This is a genomic window from Terribacillus sp. DMT04 (assembly GCF_019056395.1).
GTDB lineage: Bacteria > Bacillota > Bacilli > Bacillales > Amphibacillaceae > Terribacillus > Terribacillus aidingensis_A.
On record NZ_CP077639.1, the window covers coordinates 2,838,124 to 2,864,608 of the forward strand.

General features: G+C 42.8%; 24 protein-coding genes and 2 other annotated features. Of the genes, 9 read left to right on the forward strand and 15 right to left on the reverse strand.

Going from position 1 to position 26,485, the window contains the following annotated elements; all coding sequences use genetic code 11:
* Positions 1-281: 281 nt before the first annotated feature.
* Positions 282-2,462 (reverse strand): DNA topoisomerase III, encoded by a 2,181-nt coding sequence (gene topB, locus KS242_RS14770; protein ID WP_217322033.1) that lies wholly within the window; start codon positions 2,460-2,462, stop codon positions 282-284.
* Positions 2,463-2,812: 350 nt separating this feature from the next.
* On the opposite strand from topB, the gene KS242_RS14775 reads away from it, so the two are divergent.
* From KS242_RS14775 to KS242_RS14790, 4 genes are all read left to right on the forward strand, one after another.
* Positions 2,813-4,432, forward strand: coding sequence for an ABC-F family ATP-binding cassette domain-containing protein (locus tag KS242_RS14775; RefSeq protein WP_097039044.1), 1,620 nt, complete (start codon positions 2,813-2,815; stop codon positions 4,430-4,432).
* Between the two features lie 56 nt (positions 4,433-4,488).
* Entirely contained in the window at positions 4,489-4,944 is a 456-nt protein-coding gene (locus KS242_RS14780) for a methylated-DNA--[protein]-cysteine S-methyltransferase (RefSeq protein ID WP_217322034.1), read from the forward strand.
* Positions 4,945-4,948: 4 nt separating this feature from the next.
* The gene (locus tag KS242_RS14785; protein WP_254391880.1) at positions 4,949-5,713 is read left to right on the forward strand and encodes an NAD-dependent epimerase/dehydratase family protein; all 765 of its coding nucleotides are present in this window, start codon (positions 4,949-4,951) and stop codon (positions 5,711-5,713) included.
* 95 nt (positions 5,714-5,808) lie between these two features.
* The gene (locus tag KS242_RS14790; protein ID WP_217322036.1) at positions 5,809-6,234 is read left to right on the forward strand and encodes a VOC family protein; all 426 of its coding nucleotides are present in this window, start codon (positions 5,809-5,811) and stop codon (positions 6,232-6,234) included.
* 154 nt (positions 6,235-6,388) lie between these two features.
* Here KS242_RS14790 and KS242_RS14795 read toward each other — a convergent pair whose 3' ends face one another.
* From KS242_RS14795 to KS242_RS14810, 4 genes are all read right to left on the reverse strand, one after another.
* Complete coding sequence (locus KS242_RS14795; RefSeq protein WP_217324180.1) at positions 6,389-7,315, reverse strand: IS3 family transposase; 927 nt, start codon at positions 7,313-7,315, stop codon at positions 6,389-6,391.
* Entirely contained in the window at positions 7,216-7,776 is a 561-nt protein-coding gene (locus KS242_RS14800) for a helix-turn-helix domain-containing protein (protein ID WP_217322037.1), read from the reverse strand. The genes KS242_RS14795 and KS242_RS14800 overlap by 100 nt, the downstream gene beginning before the upstream one ends.
* Before the next feature lie 79 nt (positions 7,777-7,855).
* Positions 7,856-9,112, reverse strand: a complete 1,257-nt coding sequence (locus KS242_RS14805) for an ABC transporter permease (RefSeq protein ID WP_217322038.1) — start codon at positions 9,110-9,112, stop codon at positions 7,856-7,858.
* A complete protein-coding gene (locus tag KS242_RS14810) occupies positions 9,105-10,001 on the reverse strand; it encodes an ABC transporter ATP-binding protein (RefSeq protein ID WP_217322039.1) in 897 nt (298 codons plus the stop codon). The genes KS242_RS14805 and KS242_RS14810 overlap by 8 nt, the downstream gene beginning before the upstream one ends.
* A gap of 392 nt (positions 10,002-10,393) precedes the next feature.
* Between KS242_RS14810 and KS242_RS14815 the strand changes: the two genes are divergently transcribed.
* Positions 10,394-11,521, forward strand: a complete 1,128-nt coding sequence (locus tag KS242_RS14815) for an MFS transporter (protein WP_217322040.1) — start codon at positions 10,394-10,396, stop codon at positions 11,519-11,521.
* Between the two features lie 46 nt (positions 11,522-11,567).
* On the opposite strand, the gene trpA is transcribed toward KS242_RS14815, so the two are convergent.
* The 10 genes from trpA to KS242_RS14865 all read right to left on the reverse strand — a co-directional run bounded on the left by trpA (position 11,568) and on the right by KS242_RS14865 (position 22,846).
* Positions 11,568-12,344, reverse strand: coding sequence for a tryptophan synthase subunit alpha (gene trpA, locus KS242_RS14820; protein WP_217322041.1), 777 nt, complete (start codon positions 12,342-12,344; stop codon positions 11,568-11,570).
* Positions 12,337-13,542 carry a tryptophan synthase subunit beta gene (gene trpB, locus KS242_RS14825; protein WP_371747557.1) on the reverse strand — a complete coding sequence of 402 codons (1,206 nt, stop codon included), beginning with the start codon at positions 13,540-13,542 and terminating at the stop codon, positions 12,337-12,339. The genes trpA and trpB overlap by 8 nt, the downstream gene beginning before the upstream one ends.
* Positions 13,543-13,547: 5 nt before the next feature.
* Positions 13,548-14,156: a phosphoribosylanthranilate isomerase gene (locus KS242_RS14830; protein WP_217322042.1), complete on the reverse strand. Its 609-nt coding sequence runs from the start codon at positions 14,154-14,156 to the stop codon at positions 13,548-13,550.
* Positions 14,153-14,935 carry an indole-3-glycerol phosphate synthase TrpC gene (gene trpC, locus KS242_RS14835; RefSeq protein ID WP_217322043.1) on the reverse strand — a complete coding sequence of 261 codons (783 nt, stop codon included), beginning with the start codon at positions 14,933-14,935 and terminating at the stop codon, positions 14,153-14,155. Before trpC ends, KS242_RS14830 begins: the two co-directional genes overlap by 4 nt.
* Complete coding sequence (trpD, locus tag KS242_RS14840) at positions 14,932-15,951, reverse strand: anthranilate phosphoribosyltransferase (RefSeq protein WP_217322044.1); 1,020 nt, start codon at positions 15,949-15,951, stop codon at positions 14,932-14,934. Before trpD ends, trpC begins: the two co-directional genes overlap by 4 nt.
* Positions 15,932-16,534 (reverse strand): anthranilate synthase component II, encoded by a 603-nt coding sequence (locus tag KS242_RS14845; protein ID WP_217322045.1) that lies wholly within the window; start codon positions 16,532-16,534, stop codon positions 15,932-15,934. Before KS242_RS14845 ends, trpD begins: the two co-directional genes overlap by 20 nt.
* The gene (gene trpE / locus KS242_RS14850; protein ID WP_217322046.1) at positions 16,515-17,918 is read right to left on the reverse strand and encodes an anthranilate synthase component I; all 1,404 of its coding nucleotides are present in this window, start codon (positions 17,916-17,918) and stop codon (positions 16,515-16,517) included. Before trpE ends, KS242_RS14845 begins: the two co-directional genes overlap by 20 nt.
* Positions 17,919-17,985: 67 nt before the next feature.
* Positions 17,986-18,226: a binding site (T-box leader), on the reverse strand.
* A gap of 24 nt (positions 18,227-18,250) precedes the next feature.
* Positions 18,251-18,463, reverse strand: a binding site (T-box leader).
* Between the two features lie 44 nt (positions 18,464-18,507).
* Positions 18,508-19,671: a DEAD/DEAH box helicase gene (locus KS242_RS14855; protein ID WP_217322047.1), complete on the reverse strand. Its 1,164-nt coding sequence runs from the start codon at positions 19,669-19,671 to the stop codon at positions 18,508-18,510.
* A 333-nt stretch (positions 19,672-20,004) separates the two neighbouring features.
* Positions 20,005-20,892 (reverse strand): 3D domain-containing protein, encoded by an 888-nt coding sequence (locus KS242_RS14860; RefSeq protein ID WP_217322048.1) that lies wholly within the window; start codon positions 20,890-20,892, stop codon positions 20,005-20,007.
* Between the two features lie 376 nt (positions 20,893-21,268).
* Positions 21,269-22,846, reverse strand: coding sequence for a bifunctional metallophosphatase/5'-nucleotidase (locus KS242_RS14865; protein WP_217322049.1), 1,578 nt, complete (start codon positions 22,844-22,846; stop codon positions 21,269-21,271).
* Between the two features lie 173 nt (positions 22,847-23,019).
* Between KS242_RS14865 and KS242_RS14870 the strand changes: the two genes are divergently transcribed.
* From KS242_RS14870 to phnE (KS242_RS14885), 4 genes are all read left to right on the forward strand, one after another.
* Positions 23,020-23,946 (forward strand): phosphate/phosphite/phosphonate ABC transporter substrate-binding protein, encoded by a 927-nt coding sequence (locus tag KS242_RS14870; RefSeq protein WP_217322050.1) that lies wholly within the window; start codon positions 23,020-23,022, stop codon positions 23,944-23,946.
* Between the two features lie 143 nt (positions 23,947-24,089).
* Positions 24,090-24,869, forward strand: a complete 780-nt coding sequence (gene phnC, locus KS242_RS14875) for a phosphonate ABC transporter ATP-binding protein (RefSeq protein ID WP_217322051.1) — start codon at positions 24,090-24,092, stop codon at positions 24,867-24,869.
* On the forward strand, positions 24,866-25,663 hold the full coding sequence (gene phnE / locus KS242_RS14880) for a phosphonate ABC transporter, permease protein PhnE (protein ID WP_217322052.1): 798 nt from the start codon (positions 24,866-24,868) through the stop codon (positions 25,661-25,663). The genes phnC and phnE (KS242_RS14880) overlap by 4 nt, the downstream gene beginning before the upstream one ends.
* Positions 25,660-26,472 carry a phosphonate ABC transporter, permease protein PhnE gene (phnE, locus tag KS242_RS14885; RefSeq protein WP_217322053.1) on the forward strand — a complete coding sequence of 271 codons (813 nt, stop codon included), beginning with the start codon at positions 25,660-25,662 and terminating at the stop codon, positions 26,470-26,472. Before phnE (KS242_RS14880) ends, phnE (KS242_RS14885) begins: the two co-directional genes overlap by 4 nt.
* Positions 26,473-26,485: the final 13 nt, after the last annotated feature.

The following is a 26,485-nucleotide window of genomic DNA, read 5'->3' on the forward strand; positions in this document are numbered from 1 at the left end:
ATCTCCTCCTCTTTTCCATAAGAAGTGAGTTAGTACCTGCCGTTATAAAGAATTTTTATACGTATTGGCAACAGCAGCTGGTATATAGGTACACTGTTTCTAGTCGGCATAAAGCGTATACGCAGATTCATTGCTTCCTTAGATATATTGTTTGTATTTGCCTTTCTTTTGTACGGCGGTAAAATTTTTGGGAGGATGTAATACAGAAGCTTTCTTTCCTAGAAAAAACAGTGCGTTTACGCTAAAAAGACCTGCCAATATGTTTTGGCAGATCTTCCTCGTTACTTTTTCTTCAGTTTTGCTAGTGCATCAGCTAGAGCAGTATTGGCAAAGCCATCATCTTCATTATTTTTCTTCAAATACTTTTGTACGTCACGCTTGCTCACTTTGTTATTTTTCTCTTTTTTGCGACGCTCGTTAAATGTACTTAGTTTTTCGCGATGTCCGCACTTACAGAAGAACATCTGGCCTTCTCCCTCACCGCGCAGTTCCAAACGCTTATGACAGTTCGGACAGCGAGCATTGGTTGTTTTCGCGATATTCTTCTTATGTCCGCATTCCCGATCCTGGCAGACAAGCATACGACCGCGTTTTCCATTCACTTCTAGCATCAGCTTGCCACAATCCGGACAGTTTGTGCCCGTTATATTATCATGTTTATATTTATGCTCACTGTTCTTAATTTGGTTTACAACTTTTTTAGCATATTGCTTCATTTCGGAAATATACTGCTGCTGCTTCAGCTTTCCTTCTGCAATTGCACTTAGCTTCATTTCCCACTCTGCTGTCAGTGCAGGAGATTTCAACTCTTCCGGAACAAGCTCCAGCAGCTGTCTTCCTTTAGAAGTCATCTTCAAATACTTGCCTTGCTTCTCGATATAGAAGGTGTTGAACAGCTTATCAATAATATCAGCACGTGTTGCTACAGTACCAAGACCGCCCGTCTGTCCAATTGTTTTGATGAGGTCTTTGTTCTCGCCAGCCATAAAACGCACCGGGTTCTCCATCGCATGAAGCAAGGTACCTTCTGTAAATCGCTCCGGCGGTTTTGTTTCACCTGTTGTCATTCGATACGAAAGCGTCCATTCTTCACCTTTTTCCACATTCGGCAAGGTTTGGTCATCATCTGCTTCTTCGTCATCGTAACGGTTGGCATACACTTCTTTCCATCCTTGTTTCTTCACGATTTTCCCTTTGGCAGTGAAGCTCTCACCAGCAGCTTCCACTGTTAAAGTTGTCTGTTCATACTCAAACGCTGGAAAAAGTACTGCGAAGAAGCGCTTGATAACCAAGTCATAAATTTTACGTTCTTTATCAGAAAGGTCCGCGCCATATGCGTTTTGATCTGTTGGAATGATGGCATGGTGATCAGACACCTTACTATCATCCACAAATGCTTTTGTTGCTTTGATAGGCGCGTTCGTAATTTTCGTAGCTAAACGTCCATAGCTGCCAACTCCTGCTGCTTTCACACGGTCCTTCAACGTTGGTACGATATCGGAGGACAAATAACGGGAGTCTGTCCGCGGATAGGTTAATAGCTTATGCCGCTCGTATAGATGCTGCATGATGTTCAGTGTTTCTTTACCGCCGAAACCAAACAGTCGGTTGGCATCACGCTGCAGTTCCGTTAGATCATACAATTGCGGTGCATAGCTTTTCTTAAGCTTTTTCTCGACATTAGTTACTTTCCCTTTGGCCTGTTTCAGCTTTTGCAGTACTTGTTCTGCTTTGTCTTTGGCGAAAGTACGTGTGCTGTTATGTTTTTGATCCTTCCATACGAGACGCAAGCCTTTTTGCGTCTTTGCTTCGATACCGTAGAAAGCTTCTGGTTTAAAGGATTTGATTTCTTCTTCGCGGTGATGCACCATTGCCAATGTTGGCGTCTGCACGCGTCCACTGGACAGCTGCGCATTAAATTTTGTTGTTAACGCGCGTGTTGCATTCAGCCCGACATACCAGTCTGCTTCCGACCGTGCTACAGCAGATTTATATAGATTCTCAAATTCTTTGCCGCTTCTCAGGTTCTTAAAGCCATCTTTAATGGCCTTATCTGTTACCGAGGAAATCCACAAACGTTTTACCGGCTTGTTTACACGAGCTTTTTCTAAAATCCAACGTGCAACAAGCTCCCCTTCACGTCCAGCATCTGTCGCGATAACAATATCGCTCACGTCACTTCGGTTCAGCTGCGTCTTCACCGTGCTGAATTGTCTGCCAGTCTGCTTGATTACCACAAGCTTCAGCTTCTCAGGCAGCATTGGCAGATCTTCTATTTTCCACGTTTTATATTTATCGTCATATGTCTCTGGATCCGCTAGTGTCACCAAATGACCAAGCGCCCACGTCACAATATAATCTTTTCCTTCCATATAGCTGTTCGTCTTCTTCGTACATCCAAGAACACGCGCTATATCGCGGCCGACAGAAGGTTTCTCTGCCAGTACAACCGTTTTACCCATGAAAACATCCTTTCTCGAATCACACTTCCTATATTTTAGCACATGGCGGCTTGAAGCGGGAGCCAACGGCTTGAAGATAGCAACCGGATTTAATCGCTTACTCCCTAAGGTTTCCCACATAAGCACGGGTGATTTAAAACGATATGCAATGCGTATTCCAGCTGCTGTTTGTAACTGCTGCAAACTGGCAATACCAACACATAACCAAAAATTGTTTCACCGGCCAAATCATAACAAATACAATTCATGCTGTTTCCATTCTTCTACTAGTAAGAACATTGACTTACACATCCAAATCCCTTAAGCTTAAGGCATGCGTGACATTTTTGATCATGGAGGAAAAGGTATACATGATAACGGTAAATAATGTAGGACTACAATATGGCGATAAAAAGCTATTCGAAGAAGTTAATATAAAGTTTACTCCTGGAAACTGCTATGGAGTAATTGGTGCAAACGGAGCCGGAAAATCAACATTCTTAAAGGTTCTTTCTGGTGAAGTTGAGCCGCAAACAGGCAATGTGTCTATCTCTGATGGCGAACGCCTCGCTATCTTGAAGCAGAACCACTTTGGCTATGAAGAGCACGAAGTACTGCAAACTGTCATGATGGGACATGAACGTCTTTTCAAGATTATCGAAGAAAAAGACGCACTATATGCAAAAGCTGATTTCTCTGAAGCAGATGGTATGCGTGCAGCTGAGCTTGAAGGCGAATTTGCTGAATTGAACGGTTGGGAAGCAGAATCTGATGCTGCTGTATTATTGAAAGGTATCGGAATCTCTGAGAACTTACACGATAAAAAAATGGCGGAACTGACAGGTTCTGAAAAAGTAAAAGTTCTTCTAGCACAAGCGTTATTCGGCAACCCGGATATTCTATTGCTGGATGAGCCTACCAACGGATTAGACTTGCAGGCTATTCAATGGCTGGAAGAATTCTTGATTAATTTCGAGAACACAGTCATTGTTGTCTCTCACGACCGTCACTTCTTAAACAAAATTTGTACACATATTGCGGATGTTGACTTTGGAAAAATCCAGCTTTACATCGGTAACTATGATTTCTGGTATGAGTCCAGCCAGCTGGCAACACAAATGGCACAGGATGAAAACAAGAAAAAAGAAGAAAAAATCAAAGAGCTGCAAGCCTTTGTTGCACGATTCAGTGCCAATGCTTCTAAATCGAAGCAAGCAACATCCCGTAAGAAAATGCTCGATAACATCACATTGGAAGATATCAAACCTTCTTCCCGCCGCTACCCTTACGTTGGCTTCCAAATGGAACGCGAAATCGGTAACGACGTACTTACGGTGAAAGATATTTCCAAAACAATTGATGGCGTTAAAGTTCTTGATAACGTCAGCTTTACGATGAACCGTGAAGATAAACTAGCGCTAGTCGGCCGTGATGAAATTGCCAAAACAACATTGCTTAAAATCATCATGGGTGAAATGGAACCAGATTCCGGCGAGTACAAATGGGGCGTCACGACTTCTCAGTCTTACTTCCCGAAAGATAACTCCAAGTACTTCGACGGTGTAAAACTGACATTGGTAGAATGGCTTCGCCAGTATTCACCGGAAGATCAGACAGAAACGTTCTTGCGCGGCTTCCTTGGCCGTATGCTATTCAGCGGAGAAGATGCTTTGAAAGAAGCAGATGTACTTTCCGGTGGTGAAAAAGTTCGTTGTATGCTTTCGAAGATGATGCTTAGCAAGTCCAATGTCTTGGTTATGGATGAACCAACAAACCACTTGGATCTAGAGTCTATTCAATCCTTGAACGAAGGCTTGATTAAATTCAAAGGCGCATTGCTGTTCACTTCTCATGACCAACAGTTCGTTAACAGTATTGCAAACCGCCTGATCGAGATTACGCCGACTGGTATCGTTGATAAAGAAATGACATATGATGAATATGTTTCTGACAAGAAATTGCAAAAAGAAATCGCAGCAATGTACAGCTAATGTACCTAAGAGCTCCAAGGCCTTCCGCTTTGGAGCTTGTTTTATAGGAGGAAATGATGTCTTACACCGATAATGTCAAAACCCCTATTGGCAACATCCAAATCACCGCCACCGATCAAGTTATCACAAGTATTGCTTTCGGCGAGGAACTGCCTGTCTATACAAACGAACTCACACTGTCAGCTCAAGCGCAGCTGTACGCTTATTTTTCTGGTCACAGCACCTTGTTTGAGTTACCACTAGCTGTAAGCGGCACCTTGTTTCAGCAGCGTATTTGGGAACAGGTGAATCAAATCCCTTATGGCAGCGCCAGTAATTATAGCGCTATTGCAGAAAGTATCGGAAATATACGCGCTGTTCGAGCTGCAGCGAATGCAATTGGACGGAACACCTTCGCCATTGTTGTTCCTTGCCATCGTGTTATTGGCAGAAACGGCAGCCTCACAGGTTATCGCTGGGAAGCGTGGCGGAAAGAATGGCTATTGAATTTTGAACAGCAAAGGAGCAGATAATTTGATGAAAGTACTCGTAACAGGAGCTGCTGGACATATTGGCAAAAACCTTGTGAAAGCTATCCATCAGAAATACGATCTCGTACTGACAGATATCAAGCAAGATGAAGAACTCAAGCAATTTGGTCACTATCAGCAAGCAGACTTGGCTGTGCCTGAACAAGTAGATGAGCTGGTAAAGAACGTGGATGCTATTGTCCATTTAGGCGGTATTGCAACAGAAAGCACATATGAATTGATTAATAAAAATAATTTCAACACTACTTATTATGTATACGAAGCAGCACGCAAACACGGTATCAAGCGAATTGTTTTCGCTAGCAGCAACCATGCCGTCGGCTTCCAGCCTATCAATCAATCGATTGGAGCCGATGCGCTGCATATGCCAGATACTTATTACGGTGCGAGTAAGGCCTTCGGAGAGAATCTAGCGAACATGTATTATCAGAAACATGCGATTGAAACAGCCAGCTTGCGAATTGGCAGCTATCTAGAGAAGCCAACCGAGCATCGCAACTTGAATACTTGGATCAGCGTCCGTGATATGAACCAGTTGATCGTCTGCTGCCTCGAAGCAAACCAAATCAGTACGAATGTCTATTATGGTGTTTCTTCCTTGCACAATGATTATTTTGATAATCGTGATGCAGCGTTAATCGGCTATGAGCCACTGGACAACCCAGAAGATTTTCGTGACGAAATTGAAAATGTAAAACTCGAAAATGTGACAGATTATATTGGCGGTCCATTCACCAACTTTGGAAGATAATAGCGAATAACTCTATCTTATTTGTGAAAGGGATTTTGCAGCAGACAGCGAAAAGTATAGAAGACAAATAAGCCATAGCGAAGGATGAGGTTCACATGGTGCAAGGGATTAATGCTTATATCGTAACGAATGGTAATGGACAAGAAGCGGTCAAATTCTACGAGGAGGCACTGGATGCACAGGTTATAAGTCTGCAAACATTTGATGACTTGCCAGAAAATCCGGAATATCCTATTCCTGATGAAGCAAAAGATTATGTTTTACACGCACATATGAAAATCGGAGCGAACGAGCTTATGTTATCGGATAACTTTCCGGGAGCTCCTTACACACTTGGCGATCAAGTAGGAATTGCCGTCATAATCAGCACACCGGAAAAAGCAAAATCAGTGTTTGACAGTCTAGCAGCGGATGGTCACATAACAATGGAACTGCAGCAAACATTCTGGAGTCCGCTTTATGGTCAGGTGAAAGATAAGTTTGGGGTAACTTGGCAAGTATCTACAATAAGCGAAGCATAATAAACACATGCAGGCTGCCGAGAGATTTGGCGGCCTTTTATCTTTGATGCAAATGTATATTCCCGCCGCAACGGAAGCTCCTTGTTCATTCAAATAAAAAAGCGCCCAGAAAACATTCCGTTTCTGGTGTGCACCCCAAAAGTTGGAGTCGATATTAATTAGCGAGTTGGCTGGTGTGGAGACGGTATTGTACCGGACTCATACCAGCCAACTTTTCTTTTATACGCTTGTTGTTATAGTAATCTATATAATCCTCAAGTCTTTTTTTCAGCTCTTCGTATGAACATTTTTCCCGTCCGTAATACATTTCTTGCTTCAATGTGCCAAAGAAACTTTCCATCGGCGCATTATCAATGCAGTTTCCTTTTCTAGACATACTTTGAAAGACTTTTTGTTTCTTGAGTGCCTTCACCCATTTTTGATGCTGGTATTGCCAGCCTTGATCGGAGTGGATTGTTGTTCTGTATGATGTATCCTTAACTTTTCCAAATGTCTGTTTAAGAGGATCTAAAACGAGATCAAGTGTCGGGCGCATACTAATCCCAAAACTCATAATTTCACCATTACACAAGTCCATGATGGGGCTGAGATATAGTTTTCGATCATCTGTGCACTTAAATTCGGTTATGTCTGTGGCCAGTTTCTGATGGCAGCGGTCCGTCATGAAACGTCGATTGATCCGGTTTTTAGCTACTGTTCCGACTTTTCCTTTATATGAACTATACTTTCGCGATTTACGAGTGAAGCTCGTCCCCTTTAAACCTAGTTTCTGCATCAGGCGGAGAACTTTCTTATGATTCACAGTTAAGCCCAAGTTGCGCAATGCCAAGTGAATCCTGCGATATCCATAGTTTTCGTTGTGTTCCTCAAATAAATACTGGATAGAAGATTCCAGCTCTTGATTGGGATTTCCCTTCTGCATCGCTTTTATGTGGTAATGGTAACTGGATTCCGGGATGCCAACTCTTTCTAAAACATCTTTTAATCGGAACGTTTCTTTGAGTTCGAATGATAACGCTGCTTGTGCTTTTCTAGATAACTTTCCGGATTCATCTGAAAAGCTCGTAACTTTTTTAGATATTCCACCTCTAAACGAAGAAGTTCATTTTCTCTCTCGAGTTCTTCTTCTCTAGACATCATTTTCTTATCCATCTTTTTATTTTTTTTCTTAGGTTTATTAGACATGGAAGGCCGTCCTCTCGGTCGTTCCAAGGCGTCAATACCCTCTTTTTCGTATGTTATTTTCCATTGAGAGATTACAGATGGATTCATAATTCTGTAAGAGAGTGCAGTTTCGACCGTTGAAGCGCCTGTTCTTTTCATAAAGTCTAATACATCTAGTTTGAATTGAACAGAGTAAGCCTCATAATTCCGTTTACGTAATAGAGAATCTTCGCCAAACTTTTCGTAAAGGGCGACCCATCTTATAACTTGAGTTTTACTACCTATTCCATACTTCTTAGCTAGGGAGGCATACCCTCGATTACCATTCAGATATTCTTTAACGACTTTCAATTTAAATCCTTCGCTATATTTCACCATAAAAAATACACCCCAAAAGTTAAATGTTACTCTAACTTTTGGGGTGCAGTTCATTCCTGCGCACTTCTTATTTTGTTTATTATTTCTTGTTTTTAATATTTCCAGAAAGCTTCAGTGCTTGCTTTAGCTGACTAAATGCACCGCCTTTTCCGTACATCAGCACGCCACCGCGATACACTTTAGCGGAAATCCAAGCAATTACTAGAATTGCTGCTATTAAGACCGCTATAGAAAGAGCAGCTTCCCATGCCGGAACACCTAATATACCAATACGCAAGAACATAATCATCGGCGTAAAGAATGGGATGTACGATGCTACGACAATTACTGGTGAATCAGGCGAGTCCAGTCCGTAGATAGAAAGGAAGAAAGCCGCCATTACTAGAAAGATAACAGGTGTCACAAGCTGCTGTACATCTTCCATTCTGCTTACAACCGACCCAAGACCTGCACAAATTGTTGCATACAAGAAGTATCCAAGTATAAAGAAGATTAGTGCAAACCACAGTGTAACCGGTGATGCATCCGCAAGACCTGTGAATTTAAATACACCGCCGTCCAGCTCACTTCCCCGCACTTGGATCATTATATATATAGCAGCTGCGATTACTGCTACTTGCGTAAGGCCCACCAATCCAATCGCTAATATCTTAGCGAACATCTGACTGACAGGAGAGGAGCTGGAAATCAATATTTCCATCACTCTGGATGTTTTCTCATTACTAATATCCGTAGCAATCATCATACCGTAGATGATAACACTCATATAAAGCCCGAATACAAGAATATATACAAGACCTTGTGAGCCTGCTAGCTCTTCTTCTGTTTTGGCCTCTTCATCCAATGCTTCTCGTTCAAAAGATACTGGTGTATAAATTTCCTGAATTGTCGCTTCATCAATACCAGCCTGTGAAGCCGCCTGTGCAACTTTCACCTGCTGCAGCTGGGACTCGATATCATCACTCACATTGTTGGTCAGCTGCATGCTATAAAAGGTAGCTGCAGGCAGATTTTGCTCTGACTGACGCAACACTAGCAAGCCTTCATATTCTTCCTCCTCAACAGCCTGCCTTGCTGCTTCTTCTGTTCCTTCGAACAATTCCGGCTGATAGCCATCAGCAGAAGCACTTAGAGCTTCGTAAACCTGTTGATTCTCTGTATCATCTATAACAGCCACGACAGGATCTTCACTGTTACCGGTAAAACGCTCAATAATATCTGGCAAATAAAAGAGTCCGCAAATTAATAATAGAAAAATTGCACTCGAAATAATAAAGCCTTTTGCTTTAACCCTAGATAGATAGGTGTGGGAAAATACAATCCAAAACTTACGCATAGGACTCCCCTGCCTTTTCAATAAAGATATCATTCAATGTAGGTTCTTCGACTTCAAACTTGCTGACAAACCCCTTTTCAGCCAGCTGTTTCCACACAGTCGGCGCATCTTCTGCTGACGCAATTTGAAGGCGGCATCCTTGCTGTGTTTCCTGGTATTTGATAACGCCAGCAGTATCTTTTAAGAAACTCACATCATAATCTGCCGCAATGGTAATATTCTTTTTACGGAAAGAACGCTTGATTTCTACCAAATCGCCTTCTACAACCGGCTTGCCGTGCTTCATAATACAAAGAAAACGGCATAATTCCTCGACGTGCTCCATCCGGTGAGAGGAGAATATAATCGAAGTTCCTGTATTCTTTAAATCAAGGACTGCTTGTTTGAGCATTTCCACATTCACTGGGTCTAAACCGGAGAATGGTTCATCCAATATAAGCAGCCGCGGGTTATGTAATACAGCGGATATAAATTGGATTTTCTGCTGATTTCCTTTGGATAGCTCTTCTACCTTTTTGTTTTCGTATTCGGTTATGTTAAATCGCTCCAACCATGTTTTTAGCGCTTTAACACTATCTGCTTTCGCCATGCCTCTCATCTTAGCTAAGTAAACGAGCTGCTCTTTTACACTCAGCTTCGGATACAATCCGCGCTCCTCGGGAAGATAGCCGATCTTATCGCTGTCTGCATAAGTAATCTTCTTGCCTTGCCAAGTTATTTCCCCTTCTGTATTTTCCATTAAGTTCAGAATCATTCGGAAGGTAGTTGTTTTACCAGCACCGTTAGCCCCTAGGAAACCAAACATTTCTCCTTCTGGTATCGACAGCGTCAGCTGATCAACAGCAGTAAAACTCCCAAATCTTTTTGTTACTTCCTTTAGTTGAAGCACTAACTTCACCCTTTCCTGCTTCTTTTGTTAGTTATACGGATAAGCACTGGAAATGTTTCACTTTCACATTAAAAATGACCTAGATTTCTTCCAAAATATCCAGATGAGCATGTGTATTCACATATTTCCTAATTATATAGTCATAAAGCGACTAAATTGTGCTAAAATTCATATAATTGGTATATCGTGCCACAAACTTGGATCAATCTATTCCCCCAGATTAATCCTCCAAATAAAAGGAGTAAAATCTAGTGAACAGTCCAATTTAAAAATCTCCCAATTCAACAAGACAACATACAATTCAACATTCGGGGGATGAAAATGAATTTAATAAAAGTTTCTCTTTATTATTATGGGGCCAATCCATTGCCAATATCGGTGATGTATTATATATGGTTAGTGTGATAAGTTCGATTTATATGTTAACAGGTTCTGCAGCTGCATCAGCATTTGTACCATTTACCATTACTACTTCTATGTTTGTATCCAGCTTGCTAACACCTCTTTTAGTGGGAAAGGTAAATCTGAAATGGTTGCTGGCCGGATCACAGATTGGAAAAACTATTTTGCTTGTTATACTAGGTTTTCTGTTAATGGTAATTACCGTATCTAATTATTACATCATCTTCTTATTAATAGGGTTGATTGCATTTTTAGATGGTTGTGCTAATCCGATAAGACAAACATTAATTCCGCACTATGTGAGATCAGATCAGTTAATGCAGGCGAATGGAGTTGCGGAAACTGTAACACAGGCCATACAGGCAGCCATGTGGTTTGCAGGAAGTTTGTTTCTAATGGTGTTGAGTGCTCAGCAGCTGGTTTGGTTTGTCGGGGCCTTGTTCATCATTGCTAGTTTCTTGCTATGTCAGTTAGATAGTGTTAGACATACAACAACAGAGCCTAAAGGAAAATTAGAACAAATAAAAGCAGGCTGGATAGCCTTATCCAAAACGCCAGTATTAAGAAGAATTGCTTGGATTGATATTTTCGAAACGATTGCTGGAACAGTTTGGATAGCCGCCATTTTATATGCATTTGTCAGTGAAGCACTGCATGTTGATGAAAAGTGGTGGGGGTTTATCAATGGAGCATTCTTTTTAGGGTTAATTGCAGGAAGTGTGTATTGTATTAAATATGGTGCTGTAATGGAAAGAAGATTAGGAAGTTTTATTTTTATCGGTTCTTTATTAAGTGCATTTGTCACCTTACTGTTTAGCCTAAACAGTTTGCCACTCATTTCCTTGCTGTTATCATTTTGTGTTGGACTGTTTGGACAGATCAAAAATATCCCGCAGCAATCTGTTATCCAAACTAGCGTCCCAAAAGAACAACTGTCTACGGTCTATACATCATTAGGTGCTATTGGGACAGGGATTTTTGGCATTGGTTCCTTAGTTATGGGATTATTAGCAGACTTGCTTGGGATTCGGGTTGTCTTCATGATCTCCGGGATGCTGCTAGCTGCAGTTAGTATAGTCGCTTTCAGAAGTAAGCATTTATTTATGAAAAGCAAGTAAAAATGAGTGCAGAGGAATCTATTATTCTTCTGCACTCTTTATTTCGTTAGTACTTCCTGGACGCAATCAAATCAGCCACTTGCTGTTTGTCTCCTCGATAGAGCGCATCAACAATCTTACTTCCCACTACAACACCATCACAATACTGGCTAAGTTCCTTCACATGTTCGGGTGTAGAGACTCCAAATCCGGCAAGTACCGGAGCTTTACTGATCTTCTTCAACGCTTGCAAGTGCGTGCCGATTTGATCAACAAAGCTAGCTCGCTCTCCTGTCGTGCCTGCGACTGTTACCGCGTAAAGGAATCCTTCCGAGCGTTCGGCAAGTGTACGGATTCTTTCTGGTGTGCTCGTCAAAGCGACCAAACGAATGAGCGCAATATTGTGCTTTTGCAGTGTCTTCATAACAAGTCCTTCTTCTTCAAGCGGCAAATCCGGCAAAATGAGGCCTGATATTCCTGCAGCTTCGCAAGCGGATGCAAAGGCTTCTATGCCATAAGCAAAGATAGGATTCAGATATGTCATAATAACCAGAGGTACTGTGCGATTATTTTTCTCTTTTGCGACTTCATCCAGAACAGCTTGTACCGTTGTTCCAGCTTCCAAGGCACGGATGCCTGCTGCTTGAATGGTCGGACCGTCTGCAACAGGATCTGAAAATGGCAATCCGAGCTCAATCGCTGTTGCTCCGCTTTCTGCAAGAAAACGGATGCGTTCGTTCAGATTATCCAAACCGCCATCTCCAGCCATGATATACGGCACAAACGCTTTTTCTCCGGCTTCTTCTACCGTTTGAAATGCAGTATCCAGCTTTGCTTTACTCATGCAGCTCACCTCCTGTTTCATGCGCTTCTCTAATTGTGTTCACATCTTTATCGCCACGCCCCGACAGGCATACAACCAAAACATCATCTTTGTTCATCTTTGGTGCTAGTTTTTTGCAGTAAGCTATGGCATGTGCACTTTCCAAAGCAGGAATAATCCCTTCTGTTCTGGAAAGCATTCGTACTGCTTCCAGTGCTTCTTCATCTGTGATAGCATCATATGTCACACGTTCGGCATCTTTAAGATAGCTATGTTCTGGGCCGACCCCTGGGTAATCTAAACCAGCCGAAATCGAATGCGGCTCTTGTACCTGGCCATCTTCATTTTGCAGCAGATAAGATAACGATCCATGCAAAATACCCGCTTTCCCTTCTGTTAGCGATGCTGCGTGCATCCCAGACACTAATCCTTTACCGCCAGCTTCCACACCGTACATTTTCACATCCCGATCGTCTACAAACGGATAAAACATACCGATGGCATTGCTGCCTCCACCAACACAGGCAACGACTGCTTCAGGCAGCTTGCCTTCCGCTTCGATAATTTGTTTGCGTGTCTCGTCTCCAATAATACGTTGGAAATCCCGCACGATTTGCGGAAACGGATGCGGACCAGCCGCAGTACCAAAGATATAATGCGTATCCTCCACGTTTGCAGTCCAGTAGCGCATCGCTTCATTTACGGCATCTTTCAGTGTCCCATTGCCTTGGTCGACGGATACAACTTGGGCGCCAAGCAGCTCCATGCGATACACATTCAATGCTTGGCGTCTGACATCTTCTTTTCCCATGAAAATGATGCATTCTAGTCCAAGCAAAGCACTAACCGTTGCTGTTGCCACTCCATGCTGACCAGCTCCTGTTTCCGCTACGACCTTTTTCTTCCCCATTCGCTGTGTCAGTAATGCTTGCCCGATTGTATTGTTGATCTTATGCGCACCTGTATGATTTAAATCTTCTCGCTTTAGGTAAATTTTCGGCCCATTTAAATGCTTAGTGAGACGTTCTGCATAATAAAGCGGTGTCTCCCGCCCGACATATTGCTTTAAATAATAGCGCATCTCTTCTTGAAAATCTTCATCCTCTTTCGCTTCTTTAAACGCTTTTTCTAATTCAAGTATAGCTGGCATTAATGTTTCTGGCACAAATCGACCGCCAAAGTCTCCATAGTGCCCCGTTTCTGTCGGATATGCTGCCATGATTTTCACTTTCCTTTCTTTGCCGCTGCAATAAATTGCTGTATTTTTAGCGTATCTTTTTGTTTATTTGTCTCCACACCGCTGCTTACATCAACTCCAGCAGGGCTTACTTCGCGGATAGCTTGCTGCACATTGTCCGCGTGCAGCCCGCCAGCTAGGAATAATCTTTCCCTCGGCAGTGTCTTTGAACTTGCTAACGACCAGTCAAATGATGTTCCATTACCGCCGCGGTAAGCTTCAGCCGGACTATCCAGCAAATAGTAATCGCAAGCAAAAGCAGTGAGCAGCTCTAGGTCTGCCTCTGACGAAACGGAGAAAGCTTTCATCACTGGCTTATTCAATTCTTTTACATATGCTGGTGTTTCATCGCCATGCAGCTGAATGTAATCTAATGCAGCAGTGTCTGCAATGTGTAAGAGTGTTTCGATCGGCTCATTCACGAACACACCAACTTTTTTTATATGTGACGGCAGCTTCTTGCCAATCTGTGCTGCCTGCTCCGCCGTTACTTTTCTGCTGCTCTCAGCGAAAACAAAACCAATCATATCAGCGCCTGCTTCTGCAGCTGCCAGGCCAGCGTCAACAGACTGGATACCGCAAATCTTAACAATCATGAGCGCTCTGCTCCTACAGACACTTGAAGCGACTGTAATGCGGATGCAATATCAGAAGCGCGCATAAGTGTTTCGCCAACTAATATTCCTCTTGCTCCTACTCGTGCTACACGCTCTGCATTTGCTGGCACAGCCATGCCGCTTTCACTAATTACCAATGTGTTTGCTGTATTTATTTTCTTTATCAGCCGTTCTGTCACACCAAGATCCACCTCAAAAGTCTTAAGATTCCGATTATTGATGCCAATAATGTTCGCATCCAGCACTTGTGCTTGCTCTAATTCTTCTTCGTTATGCACTTCTACCAGTACATCCATGTCTTTTGATCTTGCATATTGATATAAATCATGCAAGCGGTCATTCTCGAGCGCTGCGACGATTAGCAAAATCACATCAGCACCGTAATCAGCTGCCCTGTCAATCTGAATTTCTTCTAAAATAAAGTCTTTATTTAAAACAGGTAAATCTACCGCTTCCCTCACAGCTGCCAAGTCATCCATTGTACCTTTAAAAAATGGCATATCCGTCAATACAGACACAGCTCCTGCTCCTGCAGTTTCATAGATTTTGGCTTGATCTGCTGGCACAACATCTGGATTGATTACTCCTTTGGATGGAGAAGCACGCTTGATTTCAGCGATGATTTGCAGCTGATCTTTCTGTTGAAAACGTTCGTATAAAGAGATTGGTTTACGCTGCGCCGCTGTAGGTCGGTACGTTTGCTTTAATGTTGCAATTTCCGTTCGCTTTTCCTTTAGTATTCTTTCCAAAAATGTCATGAGGTCACTTCCTTTTGCTTGTAATCAATCAAGTATTGCAGCCTCGCTTTGGCTGCTCCGCTATCAATGCTTTCCTGTGCCATTTCTATGCCTTCCCGAATGGAGTTTGTCTTTCCATTCGCATAGATACCAAGACCGGCGTTCAGTACGACAGTATCGCGATGGACACCTGCTTCTCTGTTCAATACACGCAGCAAAATTTGTGCATTATCCGCTGCGTCGCCGCCCTTAATTGCCTCCAGTGGATACACTGGCAGTCCAACTTCTTCTGGATGAAGCGTGAAAGCTGTTTGCTTGCCTTCTTCTAACAACACCAAATGATTGTCGCCTGCTAAGGATGCTTCATCCATGTGACCTGCACCATTTACAACGATCGCTCGCTTTCGCCCCAGCTTATGCAAGGCTTCGGCCATCATACCAAGCATATCGCGGCGGTAAATTCCGAGCAGCTGTGAATCAAGCGGCACTGGATTGGTTAACGGACCGATTAGATTGAAAATCGTTGGAATCCGCAGTACTTTCCGTAGCTGCATTACCTGTTTTAAACCAGGGTGAACATGCGGCGCAAATAGAAATGCGATTTTATTTTCTTTTAGCAAGTCCGTTGTCTCTGCTGCTGGCAAGGATAATGGCACACCGAGATTTTCCAGAACATCGGCACTGCCGGTTCTGCTAGAGACGCTGCGGTTGCCATGCTTAGCGACGGTTATGCCCGCTCCTGCGATGACAAATGCTGCGGTAGTGCTGATATTAAAACTTTGTGATCCGTCGCCGCCGGTGCCGCAGTTATCCATCACATCAGCTGCTTGAAAAGGAATAGTCTGGGCTTTCTCACGTATGGCTGCTACCATTCCTGCTACTTCATCAGCTGTTTCTCCGCGGGTTTGCAGCATCGATAGGAACGCTCCTGCTACGGCTTCTGGCATAGTCCCATCCAACAATTCTCTTGATGCGTGTAATGCTTCTGCATAACTCAAGGATGCTGTGTTCGTAAGCTTAGCCAATAACGGTTCCATAACTTTTCCCTTCTTTCATACGTTCAATGTAGTATTTCACAATTTCCTTACCAGCTTCGGTTCCAATTGATTCCGGATGGAACTGCAGGCCATAGACTGGATATTGGCGATGCTGGACAGCCATGATTTCCTCATCATCTTCTGCGTATGCCGTCACTTCTAATTCTTCCGGAACAGTCTGCTTATTAATGACGAGCGAATGATAACGCATAATTGGCAGGTCCTTGATAATCAGCGCTATATCATGTTCGCCTTCATAGCGCAGCGTAGATGTTTTACCATGTTTAATTTGACCTGCGCGACTGACTTCAGCTCCGAATGCTGTCCCAATTGCCTGGTGACCAAGACAAATACCGAGAATAGGCGTTTTGCCAGCAAAGTGCTGAATAGCCTCCACGCAGATGCCCGCCTCCTCCGGTCTTCCTGGCCCTGGTGACACAATGATTGCTTCTGGCTGCATTCTTTCGATATCCTGAATGGTTACCTCATCATTGCGGACTACTGTTACCTCTTCTCCAAGCTCCGCTGTGTATTGAAATAAGTTATACGTAAAAGAATCGTAATTATCGATTAGCAGAATCATGCAAACCTACCTCCGTTAGTGATTTCGCTTTATGAAGTGTCTCATCGTACTCTGTTGCAGGATCCGAATCATAAACAAGTCCGGCGCCTGCCTGCACATAAGCTTTTTTGTCTTTGACAACCATGGTCCGGATTGCCAGCGCCAGATCTAGATCGCCGTTCATGTTGATGTAGCCTATCGCTCCTGCATAGAGACCTCGTTTTTTCTTCTCAAATTGATTGATTAATTGCATGGCCCGTATCTTTGGTGCCCCAGATACGGTTCCTGCCGGAAGTGCTGCTATGAGTGCATCCAATCCGGTCATTCCTTCGGCCAAGTCTCCTTGCACCTCAGATACGATGTGCATCACGTGCTGATATTTTTCCACCGTCATATACTTTGTGAGTTCAACCGTGCCTACCTTACATACACGCCCCAGGTCATTCCGACTCAAGTCAACGAGCATACGATGTTCTGCTAACTCTTTTTCATCTGCTAACAGCTCTGTAGTCAATTGCTCATCTTGTTCGGTTGTTTTGCCCCGCGGCCGTGACCCAGCAATAGGATTTGCCATTACTTTGCCATCACTTGCTTTAATCAAGCTCTCTGGCGAAGCACCTAATACGGTATAGTCTTCAAAATCAAGATAAAACATATATGGAGAGGGGTTGCTCGCTCGCAGCTTTCGGTAAAAACTAAATGCATCTCCATCAAAATCTGCTGTCAGCCGCTGCGAAAGCACGATTTGAAAGACATCCCCTGCTTTGATATAAGCTTTCGCATCTTCAACCATTTTCATAAAGGCTGCCTGGTCTATCTCTGGGTGGAAATGGACAGCAGGTAAACTTGCATCCGGTATTTCCTGATGTGTAGTAATATCCTTCTCCATCTCCTCCAGACGCTCTTGCAAAGCTTCTGCTGACCGATTACCAGAACCATTAACTGCCAGCAGCGTAACTCGTTCATGCTTGTGATCGTAAATGATGATGTCTTGGTAAAACATGAAATGAACTTCCGGCATACCAATTGGATCTGCTGGCATCTCGCCAATCGCTTCATATTGCCGAATCGTATCATAAGCCATGTAGCCGATTGCTCCGCCATAAAACGGAAAGTCAAGTGGAAGCTGAACACCGCTTATATGCTGCTTTAACATTTCCAGCGGTTTCTCCTTTAGCTTCTCTTCTTTTCCATTCTCGGTAATTACTGTTCGCTGTCCTGTTCCTGTCAATTCCTTATATGGATTAGCACCAATGATGGAATAGCGTCCTTTTCCTGTATGATGGACCGAACTTTCCAGCAAGAACTTTTTTTGTCCACGTAATCGTTTATATATGATGACTGGTGTCAGTGTATCTCCGTTCAGCTGCTTCTTTTCAAAATGAATCGTTTGCGTAGTGCTCATTCTTCTCACTCCTCTGCTTTAGATAATAAAAAAAACCGTCCCCTATGCACATGGTTTGGTCATGTGCATAGGGGACGGTTCTTCACCGCGGTGCCACCTCTATTGAAAGCTCTCACTTTCCGCTCATTCGGATACGCAGCAAATGCTTAATATCCTATCCCGGTAACGGGGGAAACCGGATTCCCCTACTTGCATTCAAGGAATCTCTCTGAAGCCCATTCCATGCTGCCGATTTGACCGGAATCCCACCATCACCGGCTCTCTGTACAAATCCTGCAGCATGTACTCCTCTTCATCAACGATTTTGTGTATAAAAAAAGGCAATCTCTCCAATAAAGGACGAGATTACCCGTGGTACCACCTTTGTTAGCTAGCGAACTAGCTCACTTTACTCCTTTTATCGGGGGAGATGCCGCCACAGCCTACTATCCATTTCAGCCATAGTGCTCAGAAGTCCATTCACAAATGCATCACACCGGTTCCCACCAGCCACCGGCTCTCTATAAGTGATCACATTAGCTACTACTCTTCGTCATCGCTACCGTATCTGTTTTACTTGGATTCATTGTAGACCCCTTGTAAGCACATGTCAAGAGGTTTCTTTTCCAGCATCCTGTAAATCGGCTTTGCCGTTGTCACCAAAGACTAGCTGTTTTCGAGGCAAGCGCTGTTTTGTTTCTTTTTCAATTTGCTTAATTTGATGACGGTCACGCGGTGTTACAAACGCAACAGTCAAGCCTGTACTTCCTGCTCTGCCGGTACGACCGATGCGATGGATATAGCTTTCTGTATCTTCCGGCAAGTCATAGTTAAATACATGCGTAACACCTTCCACATCCAATCCGCGAGCTGCTACATCTGTTGCAACAAGGAACTGGGTTTTGTACTCACGAAAATTTTTCATCGCTCGCTCTCGTTTTGCTTGTGAAAGATCGCCATGCAGCTCGTCCGATTCGAGACCTAATCCACGCAAATAGCCATGCAGCTCAGATGCACGTCTTTTTGTTCGACAGAAAATAATGGCGGCAAATGGCCGATACATTTGCAATAGCGTTTTAAGCGTATTGCGCTTTTCTCTGTCTGACATTTCCAAGACAATCTGTTTGATCTCCTGCAATGTGACATTGTCTGTTTCAATCGTGATCTCCTTCGGGCGCTGCATTTGCGTACCAGCCAGCTGCCGGATTTCTTTTGGCATCGTCGCAGAGAACAATAACGTCTGTTTTGTTTTAGGCAAAGCATTCGCGACATCTTTTACATCATGCCAAAACCCCATATGCAGCATCTGATCCGCCTCATCCAAGACAAATGTACGAACATGCGCTAAATCAACTGTGCCGCGTCGCATATGATCGAGAAGCCGCCCTGGAGTTGCCACAACAATATCTATTCTTCCTTCCAAACGCTTCAGCTGCTTCACAATATCTTGTCCCCCGTAAACAGCGAGGATGCCTATTTCTTCTTCTGGATGAACTAGCTTGGCAAGTTCATCATAAATTTGGATCGCCAATTCCCTCGTCGGGCTAAGAATAAGCGCTTGTATTCCTTCACTCTCTGCATCAAGCATTTCAAGTATTGGCAGCAAGAAAGCAAGCGTCTTGCCGGTACCTGTCTGTGCTTTCGCAATCACATCTTTTCCAGCCAAAATCTCCGGTATTGCTTGCTGCTGAACAGGCGTGGGCTCTGCTATTCCTAATTTATGTAACAGTTCTAATCTGCTTTCTTGTAAGTTTAACTCACTGAAATGCTTCATTTTTTATTCCTTCTTTCATACATTTTCCAGTATTATCATGTGAAATTATGCTAGATGTACCCGCAAAAAGTTTGTAAGATATCAGTATACACGTATTAGGGGGGAAATTATATGCATAAAGTGCTGATCGGCATCTTCGCTCTGCTGATCATTGGCTTCAGCATCATCGGTTTGCTTCAAGGTGAAATACAACTAAATGAGGCGAGCAAATCGTCAATAAATTTAAAATGATAGCGTTTACTCTGCACGCGAACGGGTAAAATATAATATATATATAAATAAAAAACAGGCAAAGCAAACCGCCATTTGCTCTACCTGCTGCATCTATTTGTATTAGTCTAGAACTTTTACAGTTACAGATTTACGTCCCCAGCTAAGTGCTGTGCCTTTGTCAGGTACGTGTACATCGATCTTGTTGCCTTTAATTGCACCGCCAGTATCGCCAGCGACTGCTTCTCCATAGCCTTCTACCCATACACGAGATCCCAGAGGAATAACACTTGGATCTACTGCAATAACTTTAGCATTTGGATTTGCATTCAAATCAATACCAGTAGCTGTTACACCAGAACAACCATCACATTGTCCAGTATATGCTGTTGCTGATACTGTCAATTCTTTTGCAGCTTCTTGATTTGTACTTGCAGCTGCTGTTTCTTCTTTGGCAGGAGCTGCTTCTTGTTTAGCAGGTTCTGCTTCTTGTTTAGACTCCTGTTGTGCTGGAGCTTCTTGCTTCGGTGCTGTTTCTTGTTTTGGAGCTTCTTGCTTCGGCGCTTCTTGTGCTGGAGCTTCTTGTTTCGGAGCTTCCGCTTTAGCCGCTTCTTGTTTTACTGGTGCTGCCGCTGCTGTTTCGCTACCAGTCACTGCAAGTTGCTGACCTATTACAATCAAATCGGAATTCAAGCTGTTCCATGCTTTAATGTTTCCTACCGATACGTTGAACTTCCCTGCGATTTTAGATAGAGTATCGCCTTTTACTACTGTATATGAATCTGTTGTGTTTGTTGTTTCTTTATCTATATTTAACTTCTGATTAGGAAAGATTAGGTCAGAATCAAGTTGGTTAAGCTCTTTAAGCTGATCAACACTTACTTCGTATTTGTGTGCGATATCCCAAAGGGTATCCCCTGTTTGAACGTTATATTCAGCAGCTGATGCTGTTGTGCTGAATGCCCCCGCGACCACTAGTCCTGTAGCTAAAGATACGACTGTTTTTTTCATACGCCGTCTACCTCCTTAAATTTCTAACAAGACTTATGCTATCACATGGGCTTAACCCAGTGGGTTACAAGAAGTTTAAGGTTATATTACAGCAAATCCTCACAGCAATATTATTGTTACATTGTAATCTTTTCGTAATAAATAGAGAGATAACCAAGCTACATCGGGCATTTTTGTAATAAAAACCCCCCTTTTTAGCCTAAAAACTGGAATATAGAAAAATGCTTTTTTTTATTGACTTGGCTCTATTTTGTTTTTTTCACTTCATTTTCTGTCGTTTTTCCGTTGTTTTTAGGACAAATGTTACAGAAGACAACTCCAATATCCCTTTATTTACCAATTACAAAGAAAAAACAGAAGCTATTGCTCCTGTTTCTCACTTTCGAACTTGCCAATTATGGTTGCAAGCAGCTTCAATTACTTTGCGTTGGCTAATATAATCCGCAATTAATTCTGTCATGTCCGTTGTAATCTCACGAACTACAGGTTTTCCTTTAAACATAATATAATCGCCCCCGCCAGCTGCTCGGTAATTATTCATCACTACTTGGTATGTCTCATCCGCCAAAACGGGATTTTCTTTTATCGACAATCCTTGAACCCTGTCTCCGACCTCTCGGCTGATATCTAACGTATAGGAGATACCTTCCCACATATCGTAGTTATAATGCTGCGGCTTTGGTTCCAGAAAGGACGGGCTAACCTCGAGCTCTAAATCCTCATCTAAAGAGAAATAAGTGGCCGATAGTTCGAGTGCCTGCTTCATATCAGCACCCGTAATCTCTATAACCTTTAATGTGTTCGGGTAAATATAGTTAGCAACAATATCCCGCATCGTAATATCTTGTGGGAATCCTGGAGATGCATTATGGAACAAAGCGGTACTGGATATATCTACACCAGCTGCATCCATTTGTACTTTATTAATAAATTCAATGAAAGCTGTCTCTTTTATTCTCGTCTCAAAAGCATCATGAATGATCATATCGCCGTCAATTTTTCCAATGGGCTGATCAAGCCATTTCTGTGTTTCATTTTCATAGGAAGAAACTAGGGTCAAGAGCTGTTCGTCCGGTTCAATCTCGTTAGTAATAGGATGTAATGTTGATTCTGTTGTGACGCTTTTCTTCTTATTATGCAGCTGCTCTACATCAATGGTTACTTCACCAAGAAATGCACCAGTGGAACCAGGCTGGATAACTGTGACCCCATTCACCTTCTCCGCAAGTGTCCGATGCTGATGCCCTGTTACCAAAACATCAATTCCTTCTATTGAATGACAAATCTCATAGCCCACGTTTTCCCCAGTAAGTGATTCAGTTGGACTGCCTGTCTCTAAATCGCGTTCAAAACCACCGTGATACGCAACGACAAGGACATCCGGCTGTTCTTCTTCTCGGACTTTCTTTACCCATCTTCTTGTCGATTCCAGCACATGCTCAAAAGCCAGACCTTCAATATGGTTGGGGTCTTCCCAGTTTGGAATGAAATGCGTAGTAACACCGAGAATAGCAAGTTTAACTCCATTTGCCATTAGAATTTTGTATGGCTTACCAAATACAGGTTCCTTTTTTGTCTTATCCAATATGTTACTGCATAGATAAGGAAACGCAGCTGATTGGATAGCCGCCTGCAAGTAAGGCATGCCGTAATTGAATTCATGATTTCCGATTACAGCAGCATCATATCTCAATTCATTCATACAGCGGATCATTGGATTATCTTCTGCCGCACCGTATTTTGCATGATGATACGTCAGCGGTGTTCCTTGTATCATATCGCCATTATCAAGAAGCAGAACATGTTCTTTTTCCTGCCTTATTTGTCTAATTAAAGTTGCAACACGTGCCAACCCAAGTGGAGCCGGTTCTCTATCACGGTAGGTAGTCGGAAAGATATTACCATGCACATCACTCGTTACAAGCAAGGTGATATTTGTTGTATTTTCACTCATTCAGGCTATTCCTCCTGCATCGTTTTCTGAATTAAAACAGTATTTGCTATTATCTATCATAACATGCTAAAACTATCTTTACATTCTTATTACAGTAAGTTAACATAAACTGGAACAAGACGTGATATAGTTGTTCATGCAGTGCAAATTAAACAAAACTTTGGGGGTATATCATGTTTAAGAAAATTGCAGGTGTTGGCGCAACTCTATTTCTGGCAGCAGGCTTGCTAAGTGCATGTGGATCGGATGACTCTAGTGCAGAAGGAAGCGACAGCAATAAAGAACTAGAAGAACTTCGTGTACAATTTGTTCCTTCTCAGAACGCAGAGACATTGGAAGCAAAAGCTGAGCCGCTCGAAGGACTTCTTAAAGAAGAGCTGGGCATTCCTGTTGATGTAAGTGTATCCACTAACTACAATACAATCGTGGAAGCAATGGCTTCTGATCAAGTAGACGTTGGTTTCCTTCCGCCTACAGCATACGCATTGGCACATGAAAAAGGTGCAGCTGATGTAATCTTGCAATCTCAGCGTTATGGTGTTAATCCGGAAGATGGTTCTCCAACTGATGAGCTAGTAGACTTTTATCTAGCACAGTTTGTCGTGAAGAAAGATTCCGATATCGAATCTCTTGAAGACCTTGAAGGTAAGAGCATCGCTGTACAGGATGTCACTTCATCTGCGGGTTATGTATGGCCAGCTGGTGCACTTGATGGTGCTGGTTTGGACATCCAGTCTGACTTGAATCCAACTATTGTTAAGGGTCATGACATGGGTATCGTCAGTGTATTGAATGGTGACACAGATGCAGCTGTTACTTTCCAGGATGCACGTAATATTGTAAAAGGTGACTATCCGACTGTATTTGAAGATACAAAAGTTATTGCAACTACCGAAAAAATTCCAAACGATACAATTGCTGTTGATCCAGACATGAGTGACGAGTGGAAACAAAAAATCACAGATGCTTTCATCAACATCGGTAAAGATCCCGAAGGTTTGGAAATCATTCGTGAAGTTTACTCTCACGAAGGTTATGTAGAATCTAATGAAAGCAACTTTGATATCGTACGTGACTACCAAAAATTCGCACAAGAATAATTAAGTTTATAATCTAACTATCAATCCAGCCGGCCTGAGATTTCCTTAGACTGGCTGGGCTTTTGTCTGTATGTATATTTTTTCCGAACTGTATTTCTTATTATCTTTAACTATTAAACTACATAAAAAGGTTGGTATAGAAAGTGATAGAATTTCGCAATGTTTCGAAAACATATCCTAATGGCGTCAAAGGTTTAAAGAACATCAACTTAACTATCGAAAAAGGCGAGTTTATTGTCATTGTCGGTCTTTCCGGTGCTGGTAAGTCCACTTTGCTGCGCTCGATTAATAGATTGCACGAAATCTCTGAAGGGGAAATTATGATTGATAATGCCTCTATCACTGCAGCTAAAGGGAAAAGTCTGCGAATGATTCGACGGGATATCGGCATGATTTTCCAAAACTTCAATCTTGTTAAGCGATCCTCTGTCCTTCGAAATGTACTTTCAGGACGTGTCGCCTATCATTCCACATTGCGAACTGTTTTCGGATTATTCCCAAAACAAGATGTCAATTTAGCTCTAAATGCATTAGATCGAGTTAATATTGTAGACAAGGCTTATACACGTTCGGATCAGCTTTCCGGCGGCCAGCAGCAGCGGGTGTCTATTGCCCGTGCGTTAGCGCAAGAAGCGAAAATTATCCTTGCCGATGAGCCCGTAGCATCTCTTGATCCATTAACTACTAAACAAGTTATGGATGACTTGCAGAAGATAAATCAGGAGCTTGGCATCACAACGGTAGTTAACCTTCACTTCATTGATATCGCACGTCAGTATGCAACACGCATTATTGGATTGAATGCCGGAGAAGTCGTGTTTGATGGTCCTGTAGAAGAAGCAACTGATGAGAAGTTCAGAGAAATATACGGACAGCAGCTGGAAGAAGAACAGCAGCGCGGGTTAGGGGCTGGAGCGGAATGAGCCAGAGCCAGACTCCAAAGAAGATGGTGCCGAAACCGCCCTCTAAGCTAAAACATTATCTGACAGCAGCATTAGTTATTGCCCTGCTTGTGCTCAGTTACTTAGGAACAGGTTCCAGTGTTATAGAGCTGATTGATAACCGCGATCAAATGGCGAATCTTATCATTGAGATGTTTCCGCCGGATTGGGCTTACTTTAAGGATATTATTGAGCCGATGCTGGAAACGATTCGTATGGCTGTAATTGGTACAACTTTTGGTGCAATTATCTCCATCCCTGTTATTCTGTTATGTGCGAATAATGTTAACCGGGTTCCATGGATTTCGTATCCGGCGCGTTTTGTGCTTAACTTGATCCGCACAATTCCCGAATTGCTGTTAGCTGCTATTTTTGTAGCAATCTTCGGTTTGGGTATGATTCCAGGTATTTTTGCTTTAACAATCTTCTCGGTTGGTATTATTGCAAAACTTACGTATGAATCAGTAGAAGGTATTGATAAAGGACCATTAGAAGCTATGACTGCAGTTGGTGCAAACAAGTTTCAATGGATTGCTTTTTCTATCATCCCGCAAGCAGCTGCTTATTTTGTTTCCTATGTACTTTATACATTTGAGGTGAATGTGCGAGCTGCTGCAATTTTGGGGATCGTAGGGGCCGGCGGTATTGGTCTGTATTACGACAGCAACCTGGGCTTCTTTAATTATCCGCGAGTCAACACACTAATTATCGCAACACTTGCAGTTGTGTTAATCATTGACTTTGTGAGTAATAAACTTCGGGAGAAATTGCTATGAGCCAACTATCTACACAAACAGCCGCTAACCCAAAAGGTCGCGGTAAACGTATATTCAACCGTGCGTTAATTCTAGTGATTTTAGCTGCTATTTATATTTGGGCTTTCGCAGGTGTCGAGGAGTTTGAAATTAAGGAAACTGCCGGCCAAATTTCAAAAGCTATACTAGATGGTATTATCCATCCTGATTGGGAGTTTGTCCCGGGTCCAGAAGGATTGTTATGGGGTTTAATCGACACGCTTGCGATTTCTATCCTCGGTACGTTCATTTCAGCTATTCTTACGATTCCATTTGGTTTCTGGGCAGCTAGCCGCAGAGATAAGTCGGGCTTTTTCGTAACAGGTATTGGCCGGTTTATTCTAAGTTTTATTCGTGTGTTTCCAGAGGTTGTGCTGGCCCTTATCTTTATTAAGGCCGTCGGACCAGGTTCTTTCGCTGGTGTACTAGCATTAGGTCTTCACTCTATTGGGATGCTCGGTAAGCTATTCGCTGAAGAAGTAGAATCTATCGATCATGGACCAAAAGAAGCGTTGATTGCTACTGGAGCTAACCGCCTCCAAGTACTTGTTTATTCTGTTCTGCCGCAAGTATTGCCTGGGTTCATTTCTTATACTCTTTACCGTTTTGAATTGAATGTCAGGGGTGCTTCCATTCTTGGAATTATTGGGGCAGGCGGTATTGGCGCACCGCTTATCTTTGCATTAACTTCCCGTAACTGGCCGCGAGTAGGGGTTATTTTACTGGGTATTATTATACTCGTATCAGTAATTGACTTAATCTCTGGTTACTTAAGAAGGAAAATTGTATAAGCAAAAAACAGCG